Genomic DNA, 26223 nt, shown 5'->3' with positions numbered 1-26223 from the left:
TTCCGCCGGCTTGTCCGTCCCCCTCCCTGAGAATGCTGCATGAACACCCGTAGACGCCTCTGCGCCGGCCTTCTTTGCGCCGGCCTTCTTGCCGCCGTGTCTGGCCCCGCCCTCGGCCGCTCTGAATTGCCCTACATCGACAGCGTCGTGAACGAGGCGGCCCGCGCGGTCATGCGGCAGCACGACATCGCTGGCATGGTGATCGCCGTCACGCATCAGGGCCGCCAACGCTTCTACACCTACGGCGTCGAGTCGCTGGAGACGCGACGCGCGGTCAATCGGGACACGCTCTTCGAACTGGGGTCGATCAGCAAGACCTTCACCGCGACGCTTGCCGCCTATGCGCAGGCCAAGGGCCAGTTGGCGCTGACGGACAGTCCGGCGCGGTTCGTGCCTGAGCTTGCCGGGACCGAGTTCGCCAAGCTGACGCTGGTGAACCTTGGCACGCACACCACGGGCGGCTTTCCATTGCAGGTGCCCGACGACGTGCGCGACAACGCGCAGTTGATGCAATACCTGAAGGCATGGAAGCCCGAACACGCGCCCGGCACGTATCGCTCGTATGCCAATCCCAGCATCGGCATGCTGGGCGTCGTGGCCGCCGCGAGCCTGAAGCAGCCGTTCGCGCAGGCAATGGAGAAGGACCTGTTTCCGAAACTGGGCCTGACCAGCACGTACATCGACGTGCCCGCCGCCAAGGCGTCGCGCTATGCGCAGGGCTACAACAAGCAGGGCGCGCCGGTGCGCGTCAATCCCGGTGTGCTGGCGGCCGAGGCCTATGGCGTCAAGTCCACCGCGCGCGACATGCTGCGCTACGTTGAAGCTGGCATGGACATGGACGTGCTGGATAAGGACATCCGCCGCGCCCTCGCGGATACCCATGTGGGCTATTACGAGGTGGGCGGCATGACGCAGGACATGGCGTGGGAACAGTTTTCGTATCCGGTGGCGCTGGACACGCTGCTGACGGCTAACGCCGGGACGCTGAACAGCCAGAGCCATCCCGCAGAGGCGCTGCAGCCGCCTTTGGCGCCGCAGGGCGAGACCTGGATCAACAAGACGGGGTCGACCAATGGGTTTGGCGCCTACGTGGCGTTTGTGCCCGCGCGCAAGCTCGGCATCGTCATCCTGGCCAACCGCAATTATCCCAACGAAGCGCGCGTGCGGTTGGCGGCGGAGATTCTCGGCGCGGTGGACAAGCAGCCGGCGCCGGCCCGAGCGGCGCGTTGACCCCGAAGTGATGACCCGCCGAATTCGATACGAATTACGACGCGGGCCTTGATGGGTGCGTCCGCGAGTTTGCAGGGGGATCGTCGGTGGAGGTCGCCCCTAGGCGTTCGAACCTGTTTCAACATATCTCCGGCTTGGCCTGTCCCCATTAAGCAAACGGCTTTCTTGCCTGATAATGCAGGTCGTCGCCCCATGCCGGACCTCTCATGCCTCGCGTCACCCGCCGCTTCGTTTTTCCGTTGTTTGCCACTCTGACGGCCGTCCTGGCCGGATGCTCTTCCCCCAAGCCCGTCTACGAGCGCGAGGACTTCGCGCAAACGGATACCTACTCTCGCAGCGTTCCGGCGGCCAGCAGCGCCGCGTGTGATGCGGGCCGGCGGGCCTTGCTGAGCCAGGGCTATCTCATCGACAAGTTCGAGCCGTCGCGCGTTACCGGCCACAAGAACTTCGAGGGCGAGGACGGGCAGCATACGCAGATCAGCTTCAACATCGAGTGCGCGTCGGACGGCAGTGCGAGCGACCGCACAACCGTGTTTGCGAACGCCGTGCAGGACCGCTATTCGATCAAGCGCACTGGCAACTCGGCCAGCGTGGGGGTCAGCGTGCTGGGGCAGGTGTCGATGCCCTTTGGCGGCAGTGACGACTCGCTGGTCAAGACCGCCAGCCAGACGGTGACGCGGCCCAAGTTCTATGACGGGTTCTTCCAGCTGTTGCAGCGGTTCCTGCCGGACGCACAGGCGGCCGCCAAGCCGCCGGAGCCGCCCGTGCGGACGAAGGGCGCCGCGCCCAAGCCCGCGCCCGCGCCGGCCGACCCGGTGGTGGCGCCGAATGCGCCGGCGGATACGCTGAATCCGGCTGAGGCCGGCGGCGACAAGCCGGCGCCGGCGGCCAATGGGGCGCCGGCAAGTACGCCGGCGGCGGGAGCGCCTGCCGCAGGAACGCCCGCCTCAGGGTCGCCTGCCGCAGGGTCGCCTGCCGCAGGGTCGCCTGCCGCAGGGTCGCCTGCCGCAGGATCGCCTGCCGCAGGATCGCCTGCCGCAGGGTCGCCTGCCGCAGAATCGCCTGCCGCGCCCGCTGCGCCGCAGTCCGGCAACTGACGCTTTACCCCCGGCGCATCGACGGTTGCGCAGTTTGCCGTAGCGCAAACTGCCCGCGCCGAGGCGCCGCGCCGGTCTGCCGCGGGCGGCGATAATGCCGCCCATGACATACCAACTCCTCAAGATGGCCCACGTCGCGGCCGCGGTCGCGTGGCTTTGCGGCTCGCTCTTCGTTGCCCTGTTCCTTCTGACCTCGCAGCCGCAGGACGGCGAAGACGCGCCAAAGGAGCGCAAGATGCTCCACGCGCTGCGCCGCTGGACGCTCTTTGTCACCACGCCCGCCATGGTCATCACCTGGCTCATCGGCCTGCATCTGGCCATGACGTTCGGGTGGTTCGCGATGAACTGGATCTGGATCAAGGTGGCCTTTGCGCTAAGCCTGTCGGGGTTGCTCGGCATGCAAAGCGCATCGCTGCGGCGCATGGCGGGCGGTAGCGGCAAGCGCCCGCCCTTGATCGACCTGCAGGCCCCGTACGTCGTGCTGGCGGCGGCGGCCATCGTGACGCTGGTAGTGGTCAAGCCGTTCTGAACGACTGGCCGGACTGCTCGTCCGGCACCTGCCCGGCGCCCCATATGCCAACGCGCCATATCCAAAAAACCCCGTAATAACGACTCAACCAACTATTCGTTCGCGCGCATAAGTCCCGTCCCTAGAATCGTCTCTCTCATAACTGCGTTGACTTAGAGGCGATTCCATCATGACTATGCGTATTCTTGCCGCCGGGGCTTCTTCGGATGCAGGCGTTTCCCACGGCGCGCGGCAATCGCGCATGGCATGGACGCCGCTGTTCAAGCGCCTCTTGGGCGCGGTGCTGGCCTCGGCGGCGATGTTCCACGGCCCGGCGTTCTCGGCAGACCCGAAGCCGCTCAAGGTGGGCGTGCGCGGCGGGGTGGACGAGCAGATCTGGGAAGTGGTGACGCAGGTAGCCAAGAAAAACGGCCTGGCCGTCGAGCCCGTCGTCATCACCGGCACCGCCAGCCCGAACGAGGCCCTGAACAACGGCGACCTGGAGGCCAATGCCTTCCAGCACATTCCCTTCCTGAACGACCAGATCAAGCAGCGCGGCTACAAGCTGGTGCCGGTCGCCAACACGCTGATCTCGCCCATCGCGTTCTATTCCAAGAAATACAAGTCGCTCAAGGAATTGCCGGATGGCGCGAAGGTGGGCATTCCCAATGACCCAAGCAACCAGACGCGCGCGCTGGTCATCCTGCGCGACCAAGGGCTGATCACGCTGAAGGACGGTTTCGACCCGGCCACCGGCACCGCCACGCTGGCCGACGTGACGTCCAATCCCAAGAAGCTCAACTTCGTGGAAAGCGCATCGGTCGTGCTGGCGCGCTCGCTGCCCGACGTGGACACCGCCGCCATCGTTAACAGCTTTGCATACCAGGCCGGACTGATCGCCACGCGCGACGGCATCGCGGTCGAGAAGAAAGAGAACAACCCCTACGTGAACATCATCGTCGTGCGCGAGAAGGACAAGGACGCGCCGTGGGTACCCGCGCTGGTCAAGGCGTACCACTCGGAAGAAGTGCGCCAGTTCATCCTGACCAAGTTCGACGGCTCGGTGATCCCGGTCTTCTGAGCCAAGATGCAACGCGAACTTTCCCTGGCCGCGGAAGCGGCCGGCGCAGCGCAATCGCCGGCGCGCGACGCGCACATCGTGTTCGAGGGGCTGCAAAAGCAATATCAAGGGCCCGCGGGCCCCGTCGCGGCGTTGTCGGATGTGTCGTTTTCGATTGCGCGCGGCGAGGTATTCGGCATCATCGGCCGCAGCGGCGCGGGCAAGTCGACGCTGCTGCGCTCGATCAACATGCTGGAACGCCCCAGCGCCGGCCGCGTGCGGGTGGACGGCGTGGACGTGGGCAGCCTGGACGAGAATGCGCTCGTCGGCCTGCGCCGCCGGATCGGCATGATCTTCCAGCACTTCAACTTGCTGTCCGCCAAGACGGTGGCCGAGAACGTCGCGCTGCCGCTGCGCGTGGCCGGCGTAAAGCCCGCGGCCGCGCGGGCGCGGGTGGACGCGCTGCTGGACATGGTGGGCCTGCGGGACAAGGCCGACGTGTATCCGGCTAAGCTGTCCGGCGGCCAGAAGCAGCGCGTCGGCATCGCGCGCGCACTGGTCCACGAGCCCGAGATCCTGCTGTGCGACGAGGCGACATCGGCGCTGGACCCCGAGACCACGCAATCGATCCTGGGTCTGCTGCTGGACATCAACCGCAACCTGGGCCTGACCGTCGTACTGATCACGCACGACATGGCCGTGATCCGCGAGGTCTGCCACAAGGTGCTGGTGCTGGACGGCGGCCGCAACGTCGAACTGGGCGAGGTGTGGCGCGTGTTCGGCAACCCACAGGCGGATGCCACGCGCGCGCTGCTGCGGCCGCTTCAACACGACCTGCCCGCGGACCTGGCGGCCCGGCTGGTGCCGGACCTGCAAGGTCGCCCCGGCGTCGCCGTGCTGCGCCTGCGCTTCACCGGACAAGGCCGGCCAGACGGCGTGTCGCTGCAGGCGTTGGCCGCGATGGGCCCGGGCGCCACGCTGCTGCACGGCGGGCTGGACCGGCTGCGCGGCCATGCGCAGGGCAGTCTGCTGGTGTCTGTGCCCGCGCACGCTTTACAGGAAGAGGCCGCGCGCGCCGCGCTGGTGGCCGATCAGATCAAGGTGCTGGGCTATGTCGCTACCGATGCTTGACAAGTACCTGCAGGCGTTCCTGCAGACCCTGACGATGGTGAGCATTTCCGCCGCCATTGCCATCGCGACCGGCCTGGCGCTGGCCGTGGTGCTGACCATCACCGCGCCGGGCAATCTCTACCCGCGTCCGCGTTTCAACAAGGCGCTGTCGATCACGGTGAACACGTTTCGCGCCATCCCGTTCATCATCCTGCTGGTCGCGATGCTGCCGTTCACGCGCTTTCTGGTGGGCACGACGCTAGGCACCTGGGCGGCCATCGTACCGCTGTCGGCCAACCTGATTCCATTCTTTGCACGCATTGCGCAGGTCAGCCTGAACGACGTGGACCACGGTCTGGTCGAGGCGGCGCGCGCCATGGGCTGCCGGCGCTGGCACATCGTGCGTCACGTGCTGCTACCCGAGGCCCTGCCCGGCATCATCGGCGGCATGACGGTCAGCGTCATCGCCATGATCAACGCGTCGGCGATGGCCGGCGCGGTGGGGGCGGGCGGCCTGGGCGACTTGGCGATCCGCTACGGCTACGAGCGTTACGAGACGCGGGTGATGTTTGAGGTGATCGTCATCCTGATCGCGCTGGTGTCGATCGTGCAGTTCATCGGCGAGTGGCTGTCGCGCCGCGCCGACCACAAGCGGTGAACGATGCGAGTCGCGCGCGAAGCGTCCTCTGGTTCAGCGCAATGGCGCCTGCGGCATGGCCGCCAGGGATTGCGTCGCCAGCCGCTCCTGCTCGCCGGCCAGCCGGTTGACGGCGTCCTGGTGCTGATGAAAGCGCGCCAGGTCGGCATCGCGGCCGAACATCAGTTCGTCCCGGTCCGCGTACCAGAACTGCCGGTTGTCATCGAGCAGCGTGATCATCAGCCCGAATTCATGCAGGATCTGCGTTTCCAGGTCCCAGACGCGCGCCAGTTTTTCTTCGCTGGCCGCGCGGGAGTCCTGCAACGCCTTCAGGATCTTGTCCTTTTCCGGTTCGGCGATGGTCAGCGAGCGCACCAGCGCAGGCATTCCGTTCAACACGTCCATGCTTTGTTCGCGGTAGCCGGGCACGAGCTGTTCGGCCTGTTCCAGGATCAGACGGCTTTCGATCAGGCCCGAGTCGCGCGCCAGACGCCGGGCGTCGAACAGCTTGGGCAGGCCGATTTCCTTGAGTTCCTGCAGGTACGCGCGATGCTGCGCCAGCCGTTCGCCCGCGATGGTCTTCATGGCCCGTTCCATTTCGCCGTACGGACCGGTGGCCTTGGGCGAGGGGTCGATGGCGGGCACGTCTTCGGGCGCGCCGCTGCCGCCGCCGGCCTGCAGGCGCAGCGCGTCGATGGCCTTGCGGATTTCGGTGTTGGCGATGTCGCGCTGGCGGTTGTCGTGGGTGCGCTCGGCAAGCGGCCCGGCCACGGCGGCCAGCAGGCACACCCCCGCGCCCAGCATGATGCGCAAGCGGTTGCGCGGCGTGCGAAACCGGGTCCAGATCGAAAAGACGCCCAGAACGGCAAACAGGATGAGGCCCAGAAGAATGGCGCCGCCGAAGGCCAGCTTGGCGACGTCCAGCATGGTGGCGGGCCGGCTGCTGTAGACGGCCCACGCCAACATCGCGGAATAGACCAGACAGGTGGCGGCCTTGAGCAGCCAACCGGGTTGGGGCGGCTTCGCGGGGATAACCGCCGGGCCGGCGGCCGCGGCGGGCGCTTGCGGGTCGTTCATGTCGCGCACGAAAACGGAGATACGGCGTTTGACTGTAAAGACTCGCTTCGGCCCCGTCAATGCCGCGGATCTGCGGCGATTTCCGATTTCCAGGCAGGCGCGATGCGCCCCTGCACCCACCCATGACAGGAGTGACAACCATGACCGACCTCGCGCAGCAGGGCTTTGCGACCCGCGCCATTCACCTGGGCTACGACCCGCTGGACGAACAGGGGGCGCTGTCGCCGCCGCTGTATCTGACGTCCACCTACACGCAAGACAGTATCGAGGCCTTTGACCGGATCCGGCTCGGCGAGGCCCAAGGCTATGTCTACGGCCGGACGCGTAATCCGACGCAGGCGCTGCTGGAAGAGCGGCTGGCGTCGCTGGAAGGCGCCGAGGCCGGCGTGGTGACGGCCTCGGGCATGGCGGCCATTTCGGCCACCCTGTTCTCGCTGCTGCAAAGCGGGGACGAGATCGTGGTTGACCAGATCGTCTACGGCACGGCCTTCACGCTATTCACGCAGGGGCTGTCCCGATTCGGCGTGCGCGCCGTGTTCGCGGATTTCACGCAGCCGCAGTCCGTGGCCGCCGCCATCGGCCCCAAGACCCGGGCGGTGTACTTCGAGACCCCCGCCAATCCGAACCTGCGCCTCGTGGACATTGCGGCCATCTCGGCCATCGCGCGCGGCAAGGGGCTGCTGACCATCGTGGACAACACCTTTGCCACGCCGGTGCTGCAGCGTCCGCTTGAACATGGCGCGGACATCGTGCTGCATTCGGCCACCAAATACCTGGGCGGGCACGGCGACCTGCTGGCGGGCGCCGTGCTGGGCCGCAAGCAGCACATCGACGCCATCCGGCTGCAAGGCTTGCGCTACTTCACGGGCGCGACGCTGTCGCCCTTCACGGCGTTTCTGGTGCTGCGCGGGATCAAGACGCTGGAGCTGCGCGTGCAGCGCCATAGCGAATCCGCGCTGAGGGTGGCCAAGCTGCTGCGCGAGCATCCGGCGGTGGCCGATGTGTTCTATCCGGGCCTGGCCGGCACGGCGGGCGCCGACATTGCGCAGCGCCAGCAGGCGGCGGGCGGCGGCCTGGTGGCGTTCGAGCTGAAAGGCGGTCTGGTGGCCGGAAAAACGCTCTTGAATAGCCTGAAGCTGGCGCGCATCGCCGTCAGCCTGGGCGATCCCGAGACGCTGATCCAGCATCCGGCGTCGATGACGCATGCCAGCTACTCGGCCGAGGACCGCGAGCGCTATGGGCTGTCCGAGGGCTTGCTGCGGCTGTCGGTCGGGCTGGAAACGCCCGAGGACATTCTGGCGGATCTCAAGCAGGGTCTGGATCGGGTGTAGGCGGCGGCGCGGCGGGCGGTGTGGCGGGGGGTGGGACATCGTCGCGCCGCCACGCCACCCACTCGCCTTCGCCCTCGTAGTGGCGCAGGCCGCGCTGGGCGGTTGCCAGGCCTGCGCGCAGCACGTCCATGTCCAGTCCCGGCATGTTGCGTAGCAGGGCGGGCGGCAAGTTGCCGATGTCCAGCACGCGCTCGTCAAACTCCATCCGCATCAGCCCGCCGTCTTCGTTGGCCACGCGAACGAACCACAGGCTTTCCATGTAGTCGCCAAACCAAGGGTCCGGATAGATCGCCTGGGTGAACGCGAACCCGAACTCATGAACGTCCTGCCAGGGCCAGAACTGCTGCAGGCCCATCGCGTGCGCCAGTTCGCCCGACCGCGTGAGGCCGGCGTCATCGAAGCGCACGATTTCCTGCAAGGGATCTTCGGCTGCCGGCGGCCCGGCAAACCATCGCTTGATGCGTGACCACATGGTGTCGCGAATGAGGGGATGAGGGAGGTGCAGTGTAATGGGGCCGGGTTCGTGAAAAAATGTTACAACCATTGATCGCCATCAATTCCGCGCGCCCTGGCAACAGTTAGGGTTGATGTTTGCGCAGCAAGGATAGGACCAATGACCGACAAGACATCCCAAGCCCCCGATCAAGACACCCAGGCGGCACCCGCCAAGCGGCCCGCCAGCGCCCAGGGCGCCGCCAAGCGCACGGCCAGCGACCGCCGCGCGCCCGCCAAGCGTGCCGTCAGGGGTGAAGCGACGCCGGCCGGGGCTGCAGGCGCGGGCATCGCCCCCGCCGTTGAACCGGCCCTTCAATTGCGCAAGCGCGTGGCGGCGCGGCAGGACGCGGCGCGGCAGGAGACTGCGGCAGTGCTGGCCGATATCGCCAGCCGTTACACGGTCGGCAACCCGGGCGAGGCCCACGAGGCCTTGCGCACCGTCATCGATGCGCTGTCGCCCGACGATGCGCAAGCGGTGCACCGCGCGTTGCTCGACGCCAACCGGCAAACGCGCGGGGCGCGACGCAATCCCGACGATGAACTGGCCGGAGATTGGCGCGAGGGCGTTTATCCATATCGCCATCGCATGCTGCGGCGCAATTACGAAAAGCAGAAGTACAAGCTGCAGGTCGAATTGTTGAAGCTGCAAGCGTGGGTAAAGGCAACCGGCCAGCGTGTCGTGATCCTGTTCGAGGGGCGCGACGCCGCGGGCAAGGGCGGCACGATCAAGCGCATGATGGAACACCTGAATCCGCGCGGCGCTCGCGTGGTCGCGCTGGAAAAGCCGTCCGACACCGAAAAGGGCCAGTGGTACTTCCAGCGCTACGTGCAGCACTTGCCGACTGCGGGCGAGATCGTCATGTTCGATCGCTCCTGGTACAACCGCGCCGGCGTCGAACGCGTAATGGGCTTTTGCTCGCAGGACGAATACCTGGCGTTCCTGCGCCAGACGCCCGATTTCGAGCGCCATCTGGTCAGCAGCGGTATTACGCTGATCAAGCTCTGGTTCTCGGTCAGCCAGGAAGAACAGCGCAGCCGCTTCCAGCAACGCAAGGTGCATCCGCTCAAGCAATGGAAGCTGAGCCCGGTGGACTTGGCATCGCTGGACAAGTGGGACGACTACACGCGCGCCAAGGAAGCCATGTTTGCCCACACCGACACCGCCGATGCGCCGTGGATCGTGGTCAAGTCCGACTGCAAGAAGCGCGCCCGCCTGAACGCCATGCGCTATGTGCTGAGCCGCCTGCCGTACGAGGGCAAGAGCGACGACCCGCAGATGGCGATGGATTCGCTGATCGTGGGCCGCGCGCTGTAGGCCGTCAGCCTCCCAGCGCAGCCAGGTTCAACACGTGGCTGCGCCCGATCCACACGGCGCAGTCGCGGTGGTCGCGCAGCGAATGGCCGGTGTTCGGGTGCATGAAAACATCCAGCGCGCCGTGGTTCAGCGTGAGCCACGTGGCGATCTCGGCCAGATGTTCCGGGCCGAACGCAATCTGGTAGCTCCATTGCGGATGTGGACCCACGGGGCGCTCATGAAAGCGCCCCATTTCCATCTTGCCGTCAAACGTCGCGACGATCCGTTCGCGCAGGGCGAACGCGACGTCGCGGCGTGCCGCGTCGAAGTACACATGGGCATGCCAGCTCGCGACGTCGGTCACGGAAATTTCCATCGTTCTGTCCTGATACCTGATACGGTTCAGCCGCCCGCGCGCTTGGCGCGGCGGCCCTGTTTCATCAACGCGTCGAGAATGCGGTCGCAATGGTCGCCCTGCACCTCGATCACGCCGTCCTTGACGGTGCCGCCCGAACCGCATGCGGTCCGCAGCTGCTTGCCCAACGCGTTCAAGGCGTCGGGCGCCAGCGCCAGCCCGCGCATCAGCGTCACGCTCTTGCCGCCGCGGCCCTTGGTTTCGCGCGAGACTCGCGCCACGCCGTCTCCTGCAGGGACTTTTCCGGCCGCCGTCTTGCACTGGCATTGCGCGACCGGCTGGCGGCATTGCGGGCACATGCGGCCGGTTTCGGTGGAATAGACCAGGCCGCCCGTTGCGGTGCGCTTCATCAGGACTTGCCCCGCATCTGGTCGATGAGACGCCGGTCACGCTTGGTGGGGCGCCCCGCTTCGATGCCCAGCGCCGGTTCCGGCGCGAGCCGGCGCATTTCGGCGGCGCGTTCGCGGGCGGCCACGCTTTCGGGCGTCTCTTCGTAAAGCTGGCGCGCGACCGGCGCGGGCCCTCGCACGCCGCTGACGGCGACGACGCGAACCTGCACGGCGGGGTCTTCCTTGCGGACCGTGATGACGTCGCCCGCGCCGACTTCGCGCGCGGGTTTGGCGGGCTGTCCGTTGACGAACACGCGGCCCTTGCCGATTTCTTCCGAAGCCAGGCTACGCGTCTTGTAGAAGCGCGCGGCCCAAAGCCATTTGTCGAGCCGGATCTTGTCCATCCTGCGGGTTCCTGCGGTAAAACTGGTCAAGGCGTCATGATAGCGCCGGCCGGTGGCCGGGCGTGCCGGCCGGCGCGTCGCCATGCGCAAGTCAAAAAAAAAGCGGCGCCCCGAAGAGCGCCGCAAACCGGCTACGCGGTGTCCGGGCCTTTGGGCCCGGCAGTACTCAATCCAGCTTCAATCCTGCTTCCTTCACGACGCGCTGCCACTTCTCGATCTCGGCGCGGCGGAACGTGTCCAGTTCGGCGGGCGTAGAGCCGATGGGCTCGGCGCCGATGCCGGCAAGCTGTTCGGCGATCGTGGGATCCTTCAGCACCTTGGCCAGCGCCTGCGAGACCTGCTCGACAATCGCGGGCGGCGTGCCGGCCGGGGCGAACACGGCGTTCCATTCGTAGGTTTCGTAGCCCGGCACGCCCGATTCGGCGATGGTGGGCAGTTCGGGCGCGGTCTTCGAGCGTTCCAGGCCGCCGACGGCCACGGCGCGCAGCTTGCCGTTCTTCACGTGCTGCCAGGCCGAGCCCATGCTCGCGAACATGACCGGGACCTGGCCCGACATCACGTCGATCATGGCCGGGCCGCCACCCTTGTACGCGACGTGCTGCAGCTGCGTCTTGGCCAGCAGGTTGAACAGCTCGCCCGCCAAGTGCTGGGCGGAACCAGGACCGGCCGACGCGAAGTACACCGGTTCCTTGGCATCGGGCTGGCCGAGCTTGATCAGGTCGCCGACCGACTTCACTTCATACGACGGCGTGACGACCAGCACGTTGGGCACGCGCAGCAGCAGCGACACGGGCGCGAAGGCCGACAGCGTGTCGAACTGCATCTTGCTGTGCAGCGCGGGGTTTTGCGCGTGGTTGGAAGCGTCCAGCATCAGCGTGTAGCCGTCGGGCTTGGCCTTGGCGACGACCGCGCCGCCGATCATGCCGCCGGCGCCGCCGCGGTTTTCGATGACGACGGGCTGGCCGAGTTCAGCCGCGAGCTTCGGGCCGATCAGGCGGGCCACCACGTCCACGGTGCCGCCGGGCGGGTACGTCACGACCAGCGTGACGGCGCGTTCGGGGTAGGCGGCTTGCGCGGCGCCAGCCAACAGGCCGGCGGCGGCGAACAGCGCGCTACGGTGCGCCAGGCGTTTGAACAGAGGGGTCATGGAGCGTCTCCTTGGAATTGGAATAGCCGCAACGGCGTGTCGGCAAGCACGGTGCGCCGTTGCGCGGGGTCGTCGATCCAGGCGTCCAGCCACTGCGTCGCGGCGGAATAGGACGCCAGGTGGCGATGTTCGGTATGGGGCCAGTCGCTGCCCCACATCAGGCGTTCGGGGGTGTAGGCGTCCAGCAGTTGCTGCGTGGCCAGCCGGCCGGAGGCGGCGCAGGCCGGGGCGGCCCAGTTGCGGTACGCCGCGGCCAGCTTCACCCAGATCCGGCCGCTGTCCGCCTGGCGCAGCAAGTATTGGAAGCCTGCGTCCAGGACGCCGAGCGCGGGATCCGGGCGGCCGAAATGGTCGACCACGATGCGGCAGCCGGCCGCCAGCAATGCCGGCAACACGCCATCCAGGCGCGCGGCCTGCAGGTGCACTTCCACATGCCAACCCAGCGCATTGACGCGGGCCAGCAGGGCCTGCCACGCCGGCGTCCGCAGATCGGGCGTGTCCAGGCCGAAAAGGTTCAGACGGATGCCGACCACGCCGGCGTCGGCCAGGACTTGCAATTCGGATTCGGCGGCATCCTGCGCCACCACGGCCACGCCGCGCAGGCGGGCAGGGGCGGCGCGCAGCGCCTCGACCAGATGGCTGTTGTCCGTGCCCAGGAAACTTGGCTGTACCAGGACGCCATGGCTCATGCCGTGTGCGTCCAGCAGGCCCAGGTATTCGGCCAGCGTGGCGTCGTAGTCCGGCGTGTGGCGGCGCGTGTTGGCCAAGGCGAGGCCTTGGTGGAACACGTGGGCGTGGGTGTCGACGGCGGCGCCTGGGATCGGCGAGGGCAAATTAGTCTCCTCATGCGGCGCGCCGCTCTCTCGGAACGGCGACGCGCTATGTAATGTTCTGTAAGTCGGGATTCTAGGAAGTCGGGGTATAGTTTTCCATTGTGGAAAGGCGCTTTAAATATATTGGAACGATATGGAAACCCGGCATCTGCGGTACTTCCTGGCGGTGGTGGATCACGGCAGCGTGAGCCGTGCCTCGGACTGGCTGGGCATCGCGCAGCCCGCGCTGAGCCAGGCGTTGACACGCATGGAGAAAGACCTGGGCGTGCGGCTGTTCGAGCGGTCGCGGCAGGGCACGACGCCCACGCCCGCCGCGCAGGCCATCCTGGAAGACGTGCGCGCCAGCGTCGCGCGGATCGACGCGGCGGCCCGGCGCGCCAGGGAGATCGGGCGCGGCAGCGCTGGGCAGTTGACGGTCGGGCTGGTGTCCTCGGCGCTGTTTGACACCTTGCCCCGCGCGCTGCGCCAGATGCGCAAACAGGCGCCCGGCGTGCGCATCATCCTGCGCGAAATGAGCAACGCCCAACAGGCCGAGGCGTTGCAGACCGGAGAGATCGACATCGGCCTGATGCACACGCCCGTTGCCGTGGGCGGCCGCATGCGCGAACGCCAGTTGCTGCGCGACCGGCTGGTGGCGGCCGTGCCCGACGAATTCGAAGTCGAGGCCGACGGCAAGGTGTCGATGGCGCAGATCGCGCAGGCAGGCCTGGTGATGTACCCGCAGGCACAGTTGCCGGCATTTTATGCGGACATCCTGGACGCCATGCGCAAGGGCGGACACGATGCGCACGTGAACCAGGAGGCAAGCCTTACCCTGACGGTGCTGTCGTGCGTGGCAGGCGGCTGCGGCGTGGCCCTGCTGCCCAGCTGGATCCGGTCCATGGGATTTCGGGGTGTGCGCTTTTGCGAAGTGCGCGATGGAGAACGGCTGCCCAGTTTCGACTTGAGCGCGATCTGGCCGGCGCGCAGTGTGCCTACACTGGCGGATCTGTTCGCCAATCTGGATCTTGGGTCTGAATAAAGTGGCGATCGCCTTTCAACGTGCCTTCAACGTCCTTCAAAAAGACTTAAGCGAGGCTTAAGACATCATTTTTGCCGGAACTGCCGCCGATCCCGTCGTCTAACCAGGAACGTCATCGCGAGGTTCCGGGCTCATGGATCTGAATTGGCAGCAGCAACTTGCGGAAAGCGCCTTGTGGCTCGCGCGCGCATTCGGCATCTCCGCCGTCGCGCTGGCGCTGGTCACACTTGTACTGACCCGCACCACCGTATGGGGCCGCAAATTCTGGCGTCTGGCCTGGCCGTATCTCACGCCCCGCCGCAGTTGGCGTCCGATGCTGACGCTGGCGCTGCTGCTGTTCCTGGCAATGTTCGCGGTCCGCATGACCGTGCTGTTTTCGTTCTGGTACAACGGCTTCTACAGCGCCCTGCAGGCGCTGGATCAGACTGTCTTCTGGCACTTCCTGGGCATCTTCGCCGTGCTGGCCACCGTGCATGTGGTGCGCAGTCTGGCCGACAGCTTCGTGGGCCAGGCTTTCGATATCCACTGGCGCGTCTGGCTGAACGAGCGGCTGACGCGCGACTGGCTGGGCGCGGGCGCCTACTATCGCGGGCACTTCCTGGCCGAGCCCGTCGACAACCCCGACCAGCGGATCGAGCAGGACATCGCGCAGTTCGTGACGGGCTCGCGCACGCTGGCCATCGGCGCGTTGAGCGCGATCGTATCGCTGGTGGCCTTTACGTCGATCCTGTGGGGGCTGTCTGGTCCGTTGACGCTGGGCGGCGTTGAAATCCCGCGCGCCATGGTGTTCGTGGTGTACCTCTACGTCATCGTGGCCACGTGGCTGGCCTTCAAGATCGGCCGCCCGCTGATCAAGCTGAATTTCCTGTCCGAGCGACTGACTGCCAACTTCCGGTATGCGCTGGTCCGCCTGCGCGAGAACGCCGAGAACGTCGCGTTCTATCAGGGCGAGGAAGTCGAGCGCGCGACCTTGTGGACCCGCTTCACGTCCTACATCGCCAATCTTTGGCAGCGCGTGTACCGGGGTTTGAAGTTCGACGGCTTCAACCTGTCGGTCAGCCAGATCGCGGTGGTGTTTCCGTTCATCCTGCAGGCGCCGCGTTTCTTCAGCGGCGCGATCAAGCTGGGCGATGTCATGCAGACCTCGCAGGCGTTCGGGCAGGTCCAGGAATCGCTGTCGTTCTTTCGCAGTTCGTACGACACGTTCGCGCAGTACCGCGCCACGCTCGACCGGCTAAACGGATTCCTGGATGCCAACGAGGCCGCGCGTGCGCTGCCGCAGGTGCAGACGCAAGCCCTGCCGGACGGCCTGCAGATCGAAGGCCTGGACGTGTCGCGCCCGGACGGCGCGCGTCTCCTGGAAAACCTGAACCTGCGCCTGCATCCCGGTCAGGCCCTGCTGATCAAGGGCCCGTCGGGCAGCGGCAAGACCACCTTGCTGCGCGCGCTGGCGGGCCTGTGGCCGTATGCCAGCGGCGCGGTGCGGCGGCCGCAGGGCGACGCCGCATTGTTCCTGTCGCAGCGGCCTTATCTGCCGCTGGGTGACCTGCGCGGCGCGGTGGCGTATCCGGGACTGGCGCAGCCGGCCGACGACGCGCGTCTGGCCGACGCGCTCAGGCAGGTCAATCTGGGGCATCTGGCCAGCCGCCTCGACGAGGTGCACGACTGGTCGCGCGTCTTGTCGCTGGGTGAACAGCAGCGCATCGCGTTTGCGCGCGTGCTGTACAACCGGCCGGCGCTGGTGTTTCTGGACGAAGCAACGTCGGCCACGGACGAGGGACTGGAGCACATGCTGTACAGCCTGCTGCGCGACGCGCTGCCGGACAGCATGCTGGTCAGCGTGGGGCATCGCAGCACGCTGGATGCTTTCCATACGCAGCGGCTGGATCTGGATGGAACGGGCCGCTGGAAGGTCGGCCCGATGCCGGCGACCCGCCACGGCGATGCGCTGCGCAGAGCGGCGGCATAAAGAGTGCAGGGGAATCTGCAAGGTGTCTGACACCCGTCAGAAGTGACCGCCCCGCAGATAAGGCGCCACAAGGGTGTCTGACACCGGACCAAACAAAGATGCAAAAAAAGGCCGCATGCAGCGGCCTTTTATGCGCTTTACCGAAAATCAGGTGCCCACGCGCAGCGGTCCGGTCAGCTTGCGCAACGCGGCGATCACGCTTTGCGCGGTGATGCGTCCGGTCTTGGGATTGGCGGACGGGATGTTCTGGATTTCAACCGAGAACGAGGCGGAATCGGACACGACCTCGACGCGGTGCACGTTGCGTTCGAGCGAAGGATCCGCCCAGATTTCCAGCGTGGTGCGGTCCGGACCGATGCCTGCCAGCGACACGCTGACGGCCACGTTGAGGTTGGCCGGAAAACCGACAGCGGCCTCGCGCGGCGAGCCGCGGAAGATCAGGCGCGGTTCGGTGATGCCTTCGATGTCGATGTTGTTCTCGGTGAGGTACGGCGCACCGAGCAGGCCGCGCACCGGCTTGCGGGTGATCATCGTGACGGAATGGATGACGCCTTCGGCGGCGGCGGTGATGGCGTCCAGGCCCAGGATGGCGCCCGACGGCACGATGATCTGGCCGCCGTGCTGGCCCGCGATGCCGATCAGGTCTTCGTGGCGCAGCAGCGCGCCGGAACTGAGCACGACCATCTTCTTGCCGGCGCGAAGCACGGGTTCGGCGATGTCGCGGAACACGGCAGCGGGCGCGCATTCCACGACCACGTCGCAGTGCTCGGCCAGGCCGCCAATGGTGGTGAACGTGGGCGCGCCGTTCTTCCAGCCGAAGGCGGGCGGGGCGTTGGGATCGCGCACCGCGACGGCGGCGAGCGTCAGGCCGGGCAGGCCCGCATCCAGGGTTTGCGCCACGGCCTGGCCGATGGCGCCGAAGCCGGCGATGCCGACGCGGAAGCTGTTCATGGGTATCCGGTGTGTTGAGCCAACGGCGGGACCGTGGGCGGTTCGGGAATGCGGCGAAGCGGGCGCCGCAAGACTGCCGGCCACTGTAGCCACGGCATGGCGACGCGTCAATGCGGGATGCCCGCAAGACACGAGCGCGCGGTGATGCATGGCGACGGCATCTACGACAGTGCAAATTCCTCGCCGTCGTAGTGGCTGGCAATCTCGATCTCGCCGGATGCCAGGCGCTCAGACCACGCGTCCAGTTCGCGCCGTTCGTAAGCGGTGACTTCCGCGCCCAGCACCAGCCGCAACGAGGCGTCTGCCTCCAGGCCGAAGCGCGTGATGCGCCCGACGGCCAGCGCGCCTGCCGCATGATCCGACGCTGCGCGTTCCACGCAAAGTCCGGAGTCCGCCAGCGCCGATGCCAGGTAGACTTCTGGATCGCGAGCCACCCAATCCAGCACATTGCCGATCTGCCAGATGCCGGCTTCGCGGCAGGCACGCGTGACGCCATCGCGGCCGCCATCCATCATCGCGAACAGCACGCTGGCTCGCTGCGCGGCCAGCGCGCGCGTCCAGGCCTCGCCCAGGTCCGGGTTGTGCTGATTGCCGCAGAACCCGGTCAGCGGATCCCGGCCCGTCACGCGGCGCACGCCGTCGGCAAATGCGGCGCGGCCCTTCAGACCGGGCCGGACGCGCTCGCCGGAGAGATGGGCGGGGCGGCCACCCGCGGGTCGGCCATCCGAGGGGCAGCCTTCCGTCCCATCTCCCTCCGCACGCAAGCCGGCCAAAATCCCCGCAAGAAACGCGGAATGCTCCTGCAGAATTTCATAGCTCGCGGCGTTGGCGGCCGTATGGCTGCCCTGTGTGATCGCGAACTGCGTACGCGGAAAATGCGGCGCAACCTCGGCCACCGGCGCATCGCCCTGGCCGCCGTGCACGATCACCAGGTCCGGATTGCCATTGCACAACTGCGCAAGCCGCTCGGCGCGCGTGGCCGGGTCGGTGGCCGCGACCCACTCCGCGTGCAGCGCATGGCCCGCACGTCCCGCGCGCTCGGCCCCCTGCAGCGCGGCCTCGTTGAAGCCGCCCCGGCCGGGAAAGCCGAACAGCACAAGCAGACGGCGCGCGCTCACAGGCTGGCTCCCGTCGCGCGCACCACTGGCCCCCAGCTATCGGCCTGGCGGCGCACGAAATCGGTGAATTCCGCCGGCGTCTTCTGCGTCAGCACGAAACCTTGGCCTTCGAGCTTGGCTCGGATGTCCGGATTGCCCAGCACGGATCCGACTTCCGCATGCAGCCGCGCCGCCACCGCGTCAGGCAGGCCCGCGGGCGCCGAAAGCCCGATGAAGTTTTCCGCGATTAGACCCGGATACCCCAGTTCGCCAACCGAAGCGATGCCCGGGGCCTGTGGCACGCGCTGCTGCGTGGTGACGGCCAACAGGCGCAGCTGCCCCGAACGCAGGAAGGGCAGGTTTTGCGGCAGGGCGTCCACCGCCATCCGGATCTGTCCGCCCAGCAGATCGTTGCGCATGGCGCCCGAGCCCTTGTACGGAATGTGCTGCAGCGGCGCGCCCGTCTGCCGCGAATACAGTTCGCCCACGATCTGTCCCACCGACGCCAGCCCGCCGCTGCCGTATTGCACCGGCTGGTCCTGCGCCTTGATCCAGGACGTCAGTTCGGCAAGGCTGGACACTGGCACGGAAGGGTGCACGACGAACACCGTGGGCACCGCGCCCAGGTAGGCGATGTGGCGAAAGCTTGCCAGCGCGTCGTACCCGGCTTGCGGCATCAGCGCCGGCGAAATTGACAGGGGCGCCGAGTTCGACATCAGCAGCGTGTAGCCGTCGGCCGGCGACTGCGCCACGAGGCTTGCACCGATGGTCGAGCCCGCGCCGGGCTTGTTCTCGATGACGATGGACTGGCCCAGCCGTTCGGCCAGCACGGGCGCAATGACGCGCGCGGCGATGTCGCTGGCGCCGCCGGGCGGAAACGTGACGACAAGGCGAATGGGACGCGCGGGCCAGTCGGACGCGCGCGCCAGGCGTGGCCGCGCAAGCGGCAGCGCCAGGGTGCTGGCAAGCAGGAATTTGCGTCGGGAAATCGGCATGGCAAACGCTTCTGTCGTGCGGCCGCATCGCGGCAAAGGCGCACACTGTAAGAAGCGGGGCGGCGGCTGACAAAGAATTTGTAGCCGTTTGCTTATGCCGCCCTGGCAACCGACGCGATATTGGTCGGCGCTATTGCAGCTTGATGCCCAGCTCCTTGATCAGCGGTCCCATCTCGGCGCGGTCGGCCTCGATGGTTGCCGCCAGTTCCTCGGGCGAGCTGCCGATCGGAATCATGCCCAGCGTTTCCATCTGCGCCTTCATGGCCGGGTCCTTCAGGATGTCGGTCACCGCCTTCTGGATCTGCGCGACGCGATCCTTCGGGATGCCCGCTGGTCCCATCAGGCCAATCCACGGCTGCGGCGCGTAGTCCAGCCCCGACTCCTTCAGCGTGGGCGTGTCGGGCAGGCCGCCAAAGCGTTGCGGACTGGTGATGGCCAGCGCCCGCAGCCGTCCGCTGTCGATCAGGCCCTTGGAGCTGGACGGCGCGTCCAGGCCCACGTCGAGCTGTCCGCCGATCAGGTCGTTCTGCGTCTTGCCCGATGAGGATGACGGCACGTACAGCGCCTTGATGCCCGCGCGCCGCGCCGTCTGTTCCCAGACCAGATGAAACGCGGTGCCGATCGAGAACGAGCCCACGCTCAGGTTTCGCGTCTTGCTTTCGCGCACGAAGTCTTCCCAGGTCTTGAGCGGGCTGTCCTTGGGCACGATAAAGATGAACGGCGTGCGCGCCACCAGCGAGATGGGCTGCAGGTCCTTCTGCGTGTCGAACGGCAGGCTGTCCACCGCAAACGGCACGATGGTCACGGACGACGCCACGACCATGCCGAGCGTGTAGCCGTCGGGCGGCGACTTGACCAGCGCGCCCGTGCTGATGATGCCCGAAGCGCCCGGCCTGTTTTCCACGACCACGGGCTGACCCCAGGCCGCGCCCAGCTTGCTGGCGAGCACGCGCAGCATGACGTCGACCGGACCGCCGGGCGGATTGGACACGATGATCTTGACCGGCTTGTCGGGATAGGCTGCGGTGGCGGCGATCGGCAGCGCAAGCGCCAGCGCAAGGACGGTTTGCTTGAACATGAAATTCCCCTTGTGTCGTTGGTGTGCGGGGCGCGGCGGCAAGGCCAGCGCCTCCGTATGGCGGAGCGGGCTCAGGCCAGGATCTGCATGTGCGGGGCCTGCGGCCAATCCGGCGCGTCGCCCCGGATGAACGCCAGCCATGCGGCCTGGGTCTGGCGCGTCAGCTGCTCGCCCTGCGCGGCAGGCAGGCCGGCCAGCATCGGGGCATCGGCAAAGGCCTGCAGGGTGTCGAACACGAACGGCAGTTCGATGCAGTGGCAGGCCCCGAAGCGGTCCGCCGGCGCGACGTCAAAGCGCGCCAGCCAGGCATTGCGGCCCTGTGCCACGGCCTGCCGGGCCCACAGCCGGGACGGCGCGCCGAACACGGCGTCGCCCATCTCCTGGCTGGCGGCGTCCGTGCCATGGTCCGGAAAAGCAGCCATCTCGTCGCGCGTGTAGCAGACCAGCACATCCGCGCGGCCGGCGGCGGTCAAGAGCGCGGGTGCGATCTCGTGCGGCAGCACCTGGCCGTCCAGCACGGGCGTGAAGAGGCTGCGACTGCTGCCTTCGGCCCGCAGCGCCTGCACGACCTCGGGTGCTTGCTGAGCCGCCAGCAGCTCGGACACCGGCAGCTCGCGCGCCGCCGAAAGCGATTCGGCCCCGGCCGCGCGCAGATAAACCTGTCCCAGCGCGTCGGCCTGCTGCGCGCTGCGAAAACCGCGGCCCAGCGCGGCGCTTTGCAGAATGGCGCGGGAGAAGCGCGGCTGGCGCGCCAGCATCGCGCAGATCGACGAGGCGCCCGCCGACTGCCCCATGACGGTGACGCGCGCGGGGTCGCCACCCAGCTCCTGGATGTTGGCGAGCACCCAGTCGATCGCCAGCTCCTGGTCCAGCAGACCGACGTTGGCCGTTTGGCCCGACACGTACAGCCAGCCCAGCGCCGCCAGCCGGTAGTTGACCGCCACGACGACCACATCGCCGCGTTCGGCAAGGCGGGCGCCGTCGTACCAGTCCAGCGCACCGCCGCCGCTTTGCCAGGCGCCGCCATGCAGCCAGACGACCACGGGACGGCGCTTGCCGTCTGCCGCCGGCGTCCATACCGTCAGGTGCAGGCAGTCTTCGGATTGTTCGGCGTTGAAGTCGCCCATGGCGCCACGCAGGCGCGAGGGCAATTGCGGCGGGACGGGACCGGTGCCCGTGGCGTCGAATTCGCCGCGAATGTCCGCCGGCTGCGGCGGCGCAAAGCGCAGTTCGCCCACGGGCGCCTGCGCATACGGAATGGCGCCATAGCGGCATACGCCGCCGTCGCGCACGCCCACCAGCGTGCCAGTGCGCAGCGCCGCGTTCACGCGTTCACTCATATCCTGCCCCTTGTATCGTTGTTCATCGACCAGCGGCGGCAATCTGTGCTGCCGCCGGACTAATGGTAGGGAGGAAAGTGCCGCGCCGGGCATTCCGGTTTTGAACATAGCCATGCGCAACGCGCATGGCTGGATGGGGCTATCCGGACCGTGGCGATCCGGATCCAGCTATCCGGCCCCCGCTACTTGGCAATGCGTGCGTCGAGGCTGTTGTCCGCCAGCGCCTGCGCCTGTTCACGCGTCATGCCCAGGTGCTCGTAGAGGGCGTGAAAGTTTTCGGTGACATAGCCGCCGAAGTAGGCGGGATCGTCGGAATTGACGGTGACCTTCACGCCGGCGTCCAGCAGCGACAGGATATTGTGCTCGCGCATGTGATCGAACACGCGCAGCCGGGTATTGGACAGCGGACAGACTGTCAGGGGAATCTGCTCGTCGATCAGGCGCGCGATCAGTTTGGGGTCTTCGGCGGCACGCACACCGTGGTCGATACGCAGCACCTTGAGCAGATCCAGCGCCTCCCAGATGTACTCGGGCGGGCCTTCTTCGCCCGCATGCGCCACGGCGGGCAGGCCCTCGGCCCGCGCGCGGTCGAACACCCGTTGGAATAGACGGGGCGGAAAGCCCTGTTCGCTGCTGTCCAGGCCCACGGCGATGAACGCGTCCCGGTAGGGCAGCGCCTGCTCCAGCGTGCGCATTGCCTGTTCTTCAGGCAGATGGCGCAGAAAGCTCAAAATCAGGCCGCTGGTCACGCCGAGCTGCTTGCGGCCGTCGGCCAGCGCTTGGCTGATGCCTTTCAATACGGTCTCGAACGGCACGCCACGGTCGGTGTGGGTTTGCGGGTCGAAGAAGGGCTCGGTGTGCACCACGTTCTGCTCGTGGCATTTGAGCAGGTAGGCCCACGTCAGGTCGTAGAAATCCTGCTCGGTGCGCAGGACATCCGCGCCCATGTAATACAGATCCAGGAATTCCTGGAGGTTGTTGTAGTTGTAGGCGCCGCGCAGGGCGTCGATATCGGGCCAGGGCAGCGCCACGCCGTTGCGCTGCGCCAGTTTGAAGAGCAGCTCGGGCTCGAGCGTGCCCTCCAGATGCAGGTGCAATTCCGCCTTGGGCAATGCGTTGAGCCAGTCGTACATGGGTGCTCCGGTATGAATGAGGTGCGTGTTCGGGATGCGGCGCGCGGTTCATGCAGCCAGCGCAATGCCATCGGCCTGGATGGTGCGTTCGAGCTGGGCCGCGAAGGCGCGCGCCTGACGTGTGCTGGGGCGGTCGCGGCGCCAGATGGCGGCAAGCGGCGACTTGCGCAGGGCGGGCCGGGCCGGCAGCACGGCGAGTTCGCCGCGCGCCTGCCGGACGGCCGCGACGCTGCCGGGCAGCATCCACAGGTAGTGTCCGTCCAGCAGCAGTTCGCGGCCGAATTCCAGCGACAGGACGCCGATCATATCCGGAATCGCCAGACCGGCCTGGCGCAAGGACAATTCCAGCTCGCCGCGGATGCGGCTGCCGGGCAGCGCGGTGATCCACGGATAAGTGACGTAATCCGCCAGCGTGGCCCCTGGCAGATGCGTCAGCGGATGGTGGGGGGCGCAGGCGAGCACCACCGGATCCTCCAGCAGGGTGGTCGAACGGTAGATCTCCGGATTCACGGTGGACGTGAAACGGCTGATCAGCACGTCCAGGGCGCCGGCGTCCAGGTCCTCGATCAGCCGTTCGTGTGTGCCGATCTCGATGGTGAGCGTGATGCGCGGATGCGCCTCGCGGTAGTCGCGCGCGGCCTGCGCCACCGGCCAGCCCGCGAACATGGAAAAGCAGCCCACGGTCAGGCTGCCTTCTTCACCGCGGGAGACGGCGGCCAGGTCGACCTCGGCCTTGCGAAAGCCGGTCAGCAATTGGCGCGCGTGGCGGCACATGGCGTCGCCCAGCGGCGTGCAGGTCGTGCCTTTCGCGGTGCGCTCGAACAGCCGCGCGCCCACCAGCTCCTCGATTTCGGCGATGGCGCGGGACAGGCCCGACTGCGTGCTGTGCAATTGCGCCGCCGCCTTGGACAGGTTGCCCAATTCGGAGACGGTCAGCACGATTTCCAGGTGCCGGATGCGGAGTTTGCCTCGGAACGGTGTCATGGCGCAGGGGAGCGGGAGCGATTTGCCGATTATTCTCCCGTGCCGGTCGCTTGGCAACGCGCGGCGGGATTCGGGATATAGTTCGACGCCTGCAAGGGCTTCGGCTTGCACCGGGAGAGCAGCATTGACTTTGAATGAGCGGGGCGGCGGGCGCGCTGTCACTTTGGCAGCGATCACGCTGCTGGCATCGGCGCTTGCCGGCTGCAGCGTGTCGCGCGTGGACGAGGTGGCCGTGACGTGGCCGTCCTTCAAGGACAACACGCAGGTCCTGCTGCCCTCGGATCCCGCGCAATGTCCCGACCTCGCCGGCACCTATCGCGCCCAGGGCGAACGCCGCGCGGGCGATGCCGATGCGTTTCTGCTTGAAGACCTGCGCGGCTTTCTCGTGTACCCCTTGGATCTGCCGGGCATGCGCGATGCGACGCTGCCGGCGTGGAAGCCGTCGTCCGGTTCGACCGTGTCGTTCGTCGCGGATGCGCGCGGATGGCAGATCGAGACGCGTGATGGGCAAGGTGCGCGCGAGGCCGCGCTGCTTGCCCTGCACGACGGCGGCGCCGGCTCGGCGGCCAAGGGCGGCGAATCCCTGCGCCCGGGCAACGACATCTGGCGGGCCGCCGGATGCACGCAAGGCCGGCTATGGATCAGCGTGCGGCATGACTGGCGCCAGCATGAATCCATGGGCGTGCGGCGCCACGTTGCCGTCCTGCGCAAGGACGCAGGCGGGCTGCTGCTGACAGTGCAACGCGAATCCGACAGCATCGGCATGCTGCTGCCCTGGTACACCAACAGCGGCGATTTGTTCCAATACTGGTTTGCGCCCGCCACCCAGCTTCCCTGAATTGCGCAGGCGCGCGCCTGCCTTCATCGAGAGAAATATGACCGCTAAACGGCTTTTCACGTGGACCTTCTTTTTCGCGCTGTTCGTGGTGCTCGTGGCGCTCTTCTGGCGCCAGCTCTTCATGCAGACCCCACCGTCGCTGCGCGAGATGGGCGGCACCATCGAGGGCGGCGAGGCTTACATCTACGGTGAGTCGCCGCGCCAGGATGGCATGGCCGATCGCGCGATGCTGGCCGCGGCGCAGCGCGGCGACCCGGGCGCCCAATACATGCAGGGCCTCATCATGGAGAACTTCGACATGAAGGAGGCGCTGCGCTGGTACGAGGCCGCCGCAGCCCAAGGCGATGAACTGGCGGCACAACGGCTGGCGCAATTGCGCGAAGCGCCGCCTGCCGCGCAATGACCCTCGCGCGGTAACCGCCCACGCAATAACAGCCCCCTTGAACGCACCCGCGCAACACGCCCGCTTCGTGACCGGCCCGCTCGGCGGGCACGTGCTCGAGATGATCCTGACCGGCTGGGCCAGCATGCTGGCCGTCTTCGCCGTCGAGTTCCTGTCGCTGCTGTACCTGGGCACGCTCGAGGACGAAGCCGTGCTGGGTGCCGTGGGCTTCGGGTCCATGACGCAGTTCACCATCACGTCCATCTGCATCGGCGTCACGGTGGGGGGAGCGGCGTTGGTCTCGCGTGCGCTCGGAGCGCAGGACGCTGCCCGGGCGCGGACGCTTGCGGGGGCGTCGCTGATCCTGATGGCCGCCGCCGCGGTGGCGGCGGGCGCGGTGTTTCTGGCCGCGATCGGCCCGTTTACCGCGGCCATCGGTTTGGCCGAAGATGTCCGCGAGCATCTGCTGTCGTATGTGCTCATCACCACGCCGTTCGCGGTGGTCATGGGCGTCGGAATGATGCTGTCGAACCTGCTGCGCGCAGCCGGCCAGGGGCGGCAGTCCATGTGGGTACTGCTGGCGGGGACCGGCACCGTCGCCGTGCTGGACCCGATTGTCATCTTCGTGCTGGACGGCGGCATGGTGGGCATTGCCTGGGCCGGCGGAGTAGGGCGCGTGGCCACGGTCGTGCTTGGCGGCTGGCTGGTGTTCCGCAAACACCGGCTGGTGGCCTGGCCGCGGGTGCGGGAACTGCGCGAGCACCTGCGCGCCATCGGCAACATCGCCTTGCCCGCCGCGCTGACCACCCTGGCCACGCCGGCATCGGTCATCTTTACCGTGTCCACATATTCCAGCTTCGGTCCCAGCGTGCTGGCGGGCGCCACGGTGGTTGACCGGCTGTTGCAGCTCGCCTATTCGTTGTTCTTCGTGCTGCCCGGCGCCATCGGGCCGATTCTCGGCCAGAACCTGGGCGCCGGCCAGTGGGACCGCGTGAAGGCCACCGTGGCGCTCACAACGCGCTGGGCGCTGCTGTACGGGTTCGCGGCGGCCATCGTGCTGGCGGTGCTGGCGCCGTGGATGCCGGATGTCTTCCGGGTCACCGGCCCCGGGCGCGACCTGATCGTTTTCTTCTGCCGCGTCGGCAGCTTCGCGTGGGCGTTGAACAGCCTGTTCTTCGTGGCGATCTCGGTGTTCAACAACCTGGGATACGCCACGTATTCCACCGCCATCGGCTGGCTGCGCGCGACGGTGGGCACCGTGCCCTTCGTGTGGCTGGGTGCGCACCTCGGCGGGCCCCAGGGCGTGATGCTGGGCCAGATGGGCGGCTTTGCGATTTTCAGCCTGATTGCGATGTGGCTGTGCCGGCGCGTGCTGCGCGCGCCACCGGCGGGATTCCAGCACGGCACGGCGGCCTAGCAGGCGAACTGGCCGATCAATGCGGGGCGCGTTCGATTTCGGCGGCTGGTC

At 67.3% G+C, this 26223-nt stretch carries 27 protein-coding genes and 1 pseudogene; 13 read left to right on the top strand and 15 right to left on the bottom strand.

Annotation, left to right across the window (positions count from 1 at the left end; all coding sequences use genetic code 11):
• The first annotated feature begins 39 nt into the window (after positions 1-39).
• On the top strand, positions 40-1230 hold the full coding sequence (gene blaAMZ / locus ASD71_RS10440; protein WP_056562972.1) for an AMZ family class C beta-lactamase: 1191 nt from the start codon (positions 40-42) through the stop codon (positions 1228-1230).
• Positions 1231-1436: 206 nt separating this feature from the next.
• A pseudogene (locus tag ASD71_RS28625) lies at positions 1437-1943 on the top strand (DUF2242 domain-containing protein); the annotation flags it as partial.
• Here ASD71_RS28625 and ASD71_RS28620 read toward each other — a convergent pair.
• Entirely contained in the window at positions 1882-2241 is a 360-nt protein-coding gene (locus ASD71_RS28620; protein WP_369818964.1) for a pentapeptide repeat-containing protein, read from the bottom strand. The pseudogene ASD71_RS28625 and the gene ASD71_RS28620 overlap by 62 nt on opposite strands.
• A gap of 189 nt (positions 2242-2430) precedes the next feature.
• Between ASD71_RS28620 and ASD71_RS10430 the strand changes: the two genes are divergently transcribed.
• The 4 genes from ASD71_RS10430 to ASD71_RS10415 all read left to right on the top strand — a co-directional run bounded on the left by ASD71_RS10430 (position 2431) and on the right by ASD71_RS10415 (position 5663).
• The gene (locus tag ASD71_RS10430) at positions 2431-2856 is read left to right on the top strand and encodes a CopD family protein (protein WP_235512089.1); all 426 of its coding nucleotides are present in this window, start codon (positions 2431-2433) and stop codon (positions 2854-2856) included.
• A gap of 298 nt (positions 2857-3154) precedes the next feature.
• On the top strand, positions 3155-3916 hold the full coding sequence (locus ASD71_RS10425) for a MetQ/NlpA family ABC transporter substrate-binding protein (protein ID WP_235512192.1): 762 nt from the start codon (positions 3155-3157) through the stop codon (positions 3914-3916).
• A gap of 6 nt (positions 3917-3922) precedes the next feature.
• Positions 3923-5026 carry a methionine ABC transporter ATP-binding protein gene (locus ASD71_RS10420; protein WP_056562959.1) on the top strand — a complete coding sequence of 368 codons (1104 nt, stop codon included), beginning with the start codon at positions 3923-3925 and terminating at the stop codon, positions 5024-5026.
• The gene (locus ASD71_RS10415; RefSeq protein ID WP_056562956.1) at positions 5007-5663 is read left to right on the top strand and encodes a methionine ABC transporter permease; all 657 of its coding nucleotides are present in this window, start codon (positions 5007-5009) and stop codon (positions 5661-5663) included. Before ASD71_RS10420 ends, ASD71_RS10415 begins: the two co-directional genes overlap by 20 nt.
• A 33-nt stretch (positions 5664-5696) precedes the next feature.
• Here ASD71_RS10415 and ASD71_RS10410 read toward each other — a convergent pair whose 3' ends face one another.
• The gene (locus ASD71_RS10410) at positions 5697-6719 is read right to left on the bottom strand and encodes a hypothetical protein (protein ID WP_056562954.1); all 1023 of its coding nucleotides are present in this window, start codon (positions 6717-6719) and stop codon (positions 5697-5699) included.
• Between the two features lie 140 nt (positions 6720-6859).
• Here ASD71_RS10410 and ASD71_RS10405 point away from each other — a divergent pair, with 140 nt between their 5' ends.
• A complete protein-coding gene (locus tag ASD71_RS10405; RefSeq protein WP_056562951.1) occupies positions 6860-8050 on the top strand; it encodes a PLP-dependent aspartate aminotransferase family protein in 1191 nt (396 codons plus the stop codon).
• Here the strand turns inward: ASD71_RS10405 and ASD71_RS10400 are convergent.
• Positions 8025-8522, bottom strand: a complete 498-nt coding sequence (locus tag ASD71_RS10400; RefSeq protein WP_056562948.1) for a hypothetical protein — start codon at positions 8520-8522, stop codon at positions 8025-8027. The two genes, ASD71_RS10405 and ASD71_RS10400, sit on opposite strands and share 26 nt — an antisense overlap.
• A 141-nt stretch (positions 8523-8663) precedes the next feature.
• On the opposite strand from ASD71_RS10400, the gene ppk2 reads away from it, so the two are divergent.
• The gene (gene ppk2, locus ASD71_RS10395) at positions 8664-9860 is read left to right on the top strand and encodes a polyphosphate kinase 2 (protein WP_056562945.1); all 1197 of its coding nucleotides are present in this window, start codon (positions 8664-8666) and stop codon (positions 9858-9860) included.
• Positions 9861-9864: 4 nt separating this feature from the next.
• On the opposite strand, the gene ASD71_RS10390 is transcribed toward ppk2, so the two are convergent.
• From ASD71_RS10390 to ASD71_RS10370, 5 genes are all read right to left on the bottom strand, one after another.
• Entirely contained in the window at positions 9865-10215 is a 351-nt protein-coding gene (locus ASD71_RS10390; RefSeq protein WP_056562942.1) for a DOPA 4,5-dioxygenase family protein, read from the bottom strand.
• 26 nt (positions 10216-10241) lie between these two features.
• Entirely contained in the window at positions 10242-10604 is a 363-nt protein-coding gene (locus ASD71_RS10385) for a translation initiation factor Sui1 (protein ID WP_056562939.1), read from the bottom strand.
• On the bottom strand, positions 10604-10987 hold the full coding sequence (locus ASD71_RS10380; RefSeq protein WP_056562937.1) for an RNA-binding S4 domain-containing protein: 384 nt from the start codon (positions 10985-10987) through the stop codon (positions 10604-10606). Before ASD71_RS10380 ends, ASD71_RS10385 begins: the two co-directional genes overlap by 1 nt.
• 166 nt (positions 10988-11153) lie before the next feature.
• The gene (locus tag ASD71_RS10375) at positions 11154-12134 is read right to left on the bottom strand and encodes a tripartite tricarboxylate transporter substrate binding protein (protein ID WP_056562934.1); all 981 of its coding nucleotides are present in this window, start codon (positions 12132-12134) and stop codon (positions 11154-11156) included.
• Positions 12131-12967 carry an amidohydrolase gene (locus ASD71_RS10370; protein WP_056562928.1) on the bottom strand — a complete coding sequence of 279 codons (837 nt, stop codon included), beginning with the start codon at positions 12965-12967 and terminating at the stop codon, positions 12131-12133. Before ASD71_RS10370 ends, ASD71_RS10375 begins: the two co-directional genes overlap by 4 nt.
• A gap of 133 nt (positions 12968-13100) precedes the next feature.
• On the opposite strand from ASD71_RS10370, the gene ASD71_RS10365 reads away from it, so the two are divergent.
• Together ASD71_RS10365 and ASD71_RS10360 are read left to right on the top strand one after the other, a co-directional pair.
• Positions 13101-13988 (top strand): LysR family transcriptional regulator, encoded by an 888-nt coding sequence (locus ASD71_RS10365; protein WP_056562924.1) that lies wholly within the window; start codon positions 13101-13103, stop codon positions 13986-13988.
• A gap of 133 nt (positions 13989-14121) precedes the next feature.
• The gene (locus ASD71_RS10360) at positions 14122-15957 is read left to right on the top strand and encodes an ABC transporter ATP-binding protein/permease (RefSeq protein WP_056562919.1); all 1836 of its coding nucleotides are present in this window, start codon (positions 14122-14124) and stop codon (positions 15955-15957) included.
• Positions 15958-16104: 147 nt separating this feature from the next.
• Here the strand turns inward: ASD71_RS10360 and ASD71_RS10355 are convergent, their stop codons facing one another.
• From ASD71_RS10355 to ASD71_RS10325, 7 genes are all read right to left on the bottom strand, one after another.
• Positions 16105-16908: an aspartate dehydrogenase gene (locus ASD71_RS10355; RefSeq protein WP_056562916.1), complete on the bottom strand. Its 804-nt coding sequence runs from the start codon at positions 16906-16908 to the stop codon at positions 16105-16107.
• Between the two features lie 161 nt (positions 16909-17069).
• Positions 17070-18026, bottom strand: a complete 957-nt coding sequence (locus ASD71_RS10350) for a BMP family protein (protein WP_056562911.1) — start codon at positions 18024-18026, stop codon at positions 17070-17072.
• On the bottom strand, positions 18023-19000 hold the full coding sequence (locus ASD71_RS10345; protein ID WP_056562909.1) for a tripartite tricarboxylate transporter substrate binding protein: 978 nt from the start codon (positions 18998-19000) through the stop codon (positions 18023-18025). The genes ASD71_RS10350 and ASD71_RS10345 overlap by 4 nt, the downstream gene beginning before the upstream one ends.
• Before the next feature lie 130 nt (positions 19001-19130).
• Positions 19131-20078, bottom strand: a complete 948-nt coding sequence (locus tag ASD71_RS10340) for a tripartite tricarboxylate transporter substrate binding protein (RefSeq protein ID WP_056562905.1) — start codon at positions 20076-20078, stop codon at positions 19131-19133.
• Positions 20079-20149: 71 nt separating this feature from the next.
• A complete protein-coding gene (locus ASD71_RS10335) occupies positions 20150-21418 on the bottom strand; it encodes a carboxylesterase/lipase family protein (protein WP_056562901.1) in 1269 nt (422 codons plus the stop codon).
• Positions 21419-21600: 182 nt separating this feature from the next.
• Positions 21601-22551 carry an adenosine deaminase gene (locus ASD71_RS10330; protein ID WP_056562898.1) on the bottom strand — a complete coding sequence of 317 codons (951 nt, stop codon included), beginning with the start codon at positions 22549-22551 and terminating at the stop codon, positions 21601-21603.
• 48 nt (positions 22552-22599) lie between these two features.
• On the bottom strand, positions 22600-23535 hold the full coding sequence (locus tag ASD71_RS10325; RefSeq protein WP_056562894.1) for a LysR family transcriptional regulator: 936 nt from the start codon (positions 23533-23535) through the stop codon (positions 22600-22602).
• 124 nt (positions 23536-23659) lie between these two features.
• Here ASD71_RS10325 and ASD71_RS10320 point away from each other — a divergent pair, with 124 nt between their 5' ends.
• From ASD71_RS10320 to ASD71_RS10310, 3 genes are read left to right on the top strand one after another with little or no spacing between them, the layout of a single operon-like run.
• Positions 23660-24373 (top strand): hypothetical protein, encoded by a 714-nt coding sequence (locus ASD71_RS10320; RefSeq protein ID WP_056562892.1) that lies wholly within the window; start codon positions 23660-23662, stop codon positions 24371-24373.
• Positions 24374-24410: 37 nt separating this feature from the next.
• Positions 24411-24776 carry a hypothetical protein gene (locus ASD71_RS10315; RefSeq protein WP_056562889.1) on the top strand — a complete coding sequence of 122 codons (366 nt, stop codon included), beginning with the start codon at positions 24411-24413 and terminating at the stop codon, positions 24774-24776.
• A 37-nt stretch (positions 24777-24813) separates the two neighbouring features.
• Positions 24814-26172, top strand: coding sequence for an MATE family efflux transporter (locus ASD71_RS10310; protein ID WP_056562886.1), 1359 nt, complete (start codon positions 24814-24816; stop codon positions 26170-26172).
• The last annotated feature ends 51 nt before the right edge of the window (positions 26173-26223 follow it).

This window comes from Achromobacter sp. Root565 (assembly GCF_001427425.1).
Classification (GTDB): Bacteria; Pseudomonadota; Gammaproteobacteria; order Burkholderiales; family Burkholderiaceae_B; genus Achromobacter; species Achromobacter spanius_D.
This window is presented reverse-complemented; position numbering and strand designations above follow the sequence as displayed.

Bases quoted from the DNA above. Each gene is read 5' to 3' on its own strand.
- blaAMZ (WP_056562972.1), top strand. From the start codon at position 40: ATGAACACCCGTAGACGCCTCTGCGCCGGCCTTCTTTGCGCCGGCCTT.
- ASD71_RS10430 (WP_235512089.1), top strand. From the start codon at position 2,431: ATGACATACCAACTCCTCAAGATGGCCCACGTCGCGGCCGCGGTCGCG.
- ASD71_RS10425 (WP_235512192.1), top strand. From the start codon at position 3,155: ATGTTCCACGGCCCGGCGTTCTCGGCAGACCCGAAGCCGCTCAAGGTG.
- ASD71_RS10420 (WP_056562959.1), top strand. From the start codon at position 3,923: ATGCAACGCGAACTTTCCCTGGCCGCGGAAGCGGCCGGCGCAGCGCAA.
- ASD71_RS10415 (WP_056562956.1), top strand. From the start codon at position 5,007: ATGTCGCTACCGATGCTTGACAAGTACCTGCAGGCGTTCCTGCAGACC.
- ASD71_RS10410 (WP_056562954.1), bottom strand. From the start codon at position 6,719: ATGAACGACCCGCAAGCGCCCGCCGCGGCCGCCGGCCCGGCGGTTATC.
- ASD71_RS10405 (WP_056562951.1), top strand. From the start codon at position 6,860: ATGACCGACCTCGCGCAGCAGGGCTTTGCGACCCGCGCCATTCACCTG.
- ASD71_RS10400 (WP_056562948.1), bottom strand. From the start codon at position 8,522: ATGTGGTCACGCATCAAGCGATGGTTTGCCGGGCCGCCGGCAGCCGAA.
- ppk2 (WP_056562945.1), top strand. From the start codon at position 8,664: ATGACCGACAAGACATCCCAAGCCCCCGATCAAGACACCCAGGCGGCA.
- ASD71_RS10390 (WP_056562942.1), bottom strand. From the start codon at position 10,215: ATGGAAATTTCCGTGACCGACGTCGCGAGCTGGCATGCCCATGTGTAC.
- ASD71_RS10385 (WP_056562939.1), bottom strand. From the start codon at position 10,604: ATGAAGCGCACCGCAACGGGCGGCCTGGTCTATTCCACCGAAACCGGC.
- ASD71_RS10380 (WP_056562937.1), bottom strand. From the start codon at position 10,987: ATGGACAAGATCCGGCTCGACAAATGGCTTTGGGCCGCGCGCTTCTAC.
- ASD71_RS10375 (WP_056562934.1), bottom strand. From the start codon at position 12,134: ATGACCCCTCTGTTCAAACGCCTGGCGCACCGTAGCGCGCTGTTCGCC.
- ASD71_RS10365 (WP_056562924.1), top strand. From the start codon at position 13,101: ATGGAAACCCGGCATCTGCGGTACTTCCTGGCGGTGGTGGATCACGGC.
- ASD71_RS10360 (WP_056562919.1), top strand. From the start codon at position 14,122: ATGGATCTGAATTGGCAGCAGCAACTTGCGGAAAGCGCCTTGTGGCTC.
- ASD71_RS10355 (WP_056562916.1), bottom strand. From the start codon at position 16,908: ATGAACAGCTTCCGCGTCGGCATCGCCGGCTTCGGCGCCATCGGCCAG.
- ASD71_RS10345 (WP_056562909.1), bottom strand. From the start codon at position 19,000: ATGCCGATTTCCCGACGCAAATTCCTGCTTGCCAGCACCCTGGCGCTG.
- ASD71_RS10340 (WP_056562905.1), bottom strand. From the start codon at position 20,078: ATGTTCAAGCAAACCGTCCTTGCGCTGGCGCTTGCGCTGCCGATCGCC.
- ASD71_RS10335 (WP_056562901.1), bottom strand. From the start codon at position 21,418: ATGAGTGAACGCGTGAACGCGGCGCTGCGCACTGGCACGCTGGTGGGC.
- ASD71_RS10330 (WP_056562898.1), bottom strand. From the start codon at position 22,551: ATGTACGACTGGCTCAACGCATTGCCCAAGGCGGAATTGCACCTGCAT.
- ASD71_RS10325 (WP_056562894.1), bottom strand. From the start codon at position 23,535: ATGACACCGTTCCGAGGCAAACTCCGCATCCGGCACCTGGAAATCGTG.
- ASD71_RS10315 (WP_056562889.1), top strand. From the start codon at position 24,411: ATGACCGCTAAACGGCTTTTCACGTGGACCTTCTTTTTCGCGCTGTTC.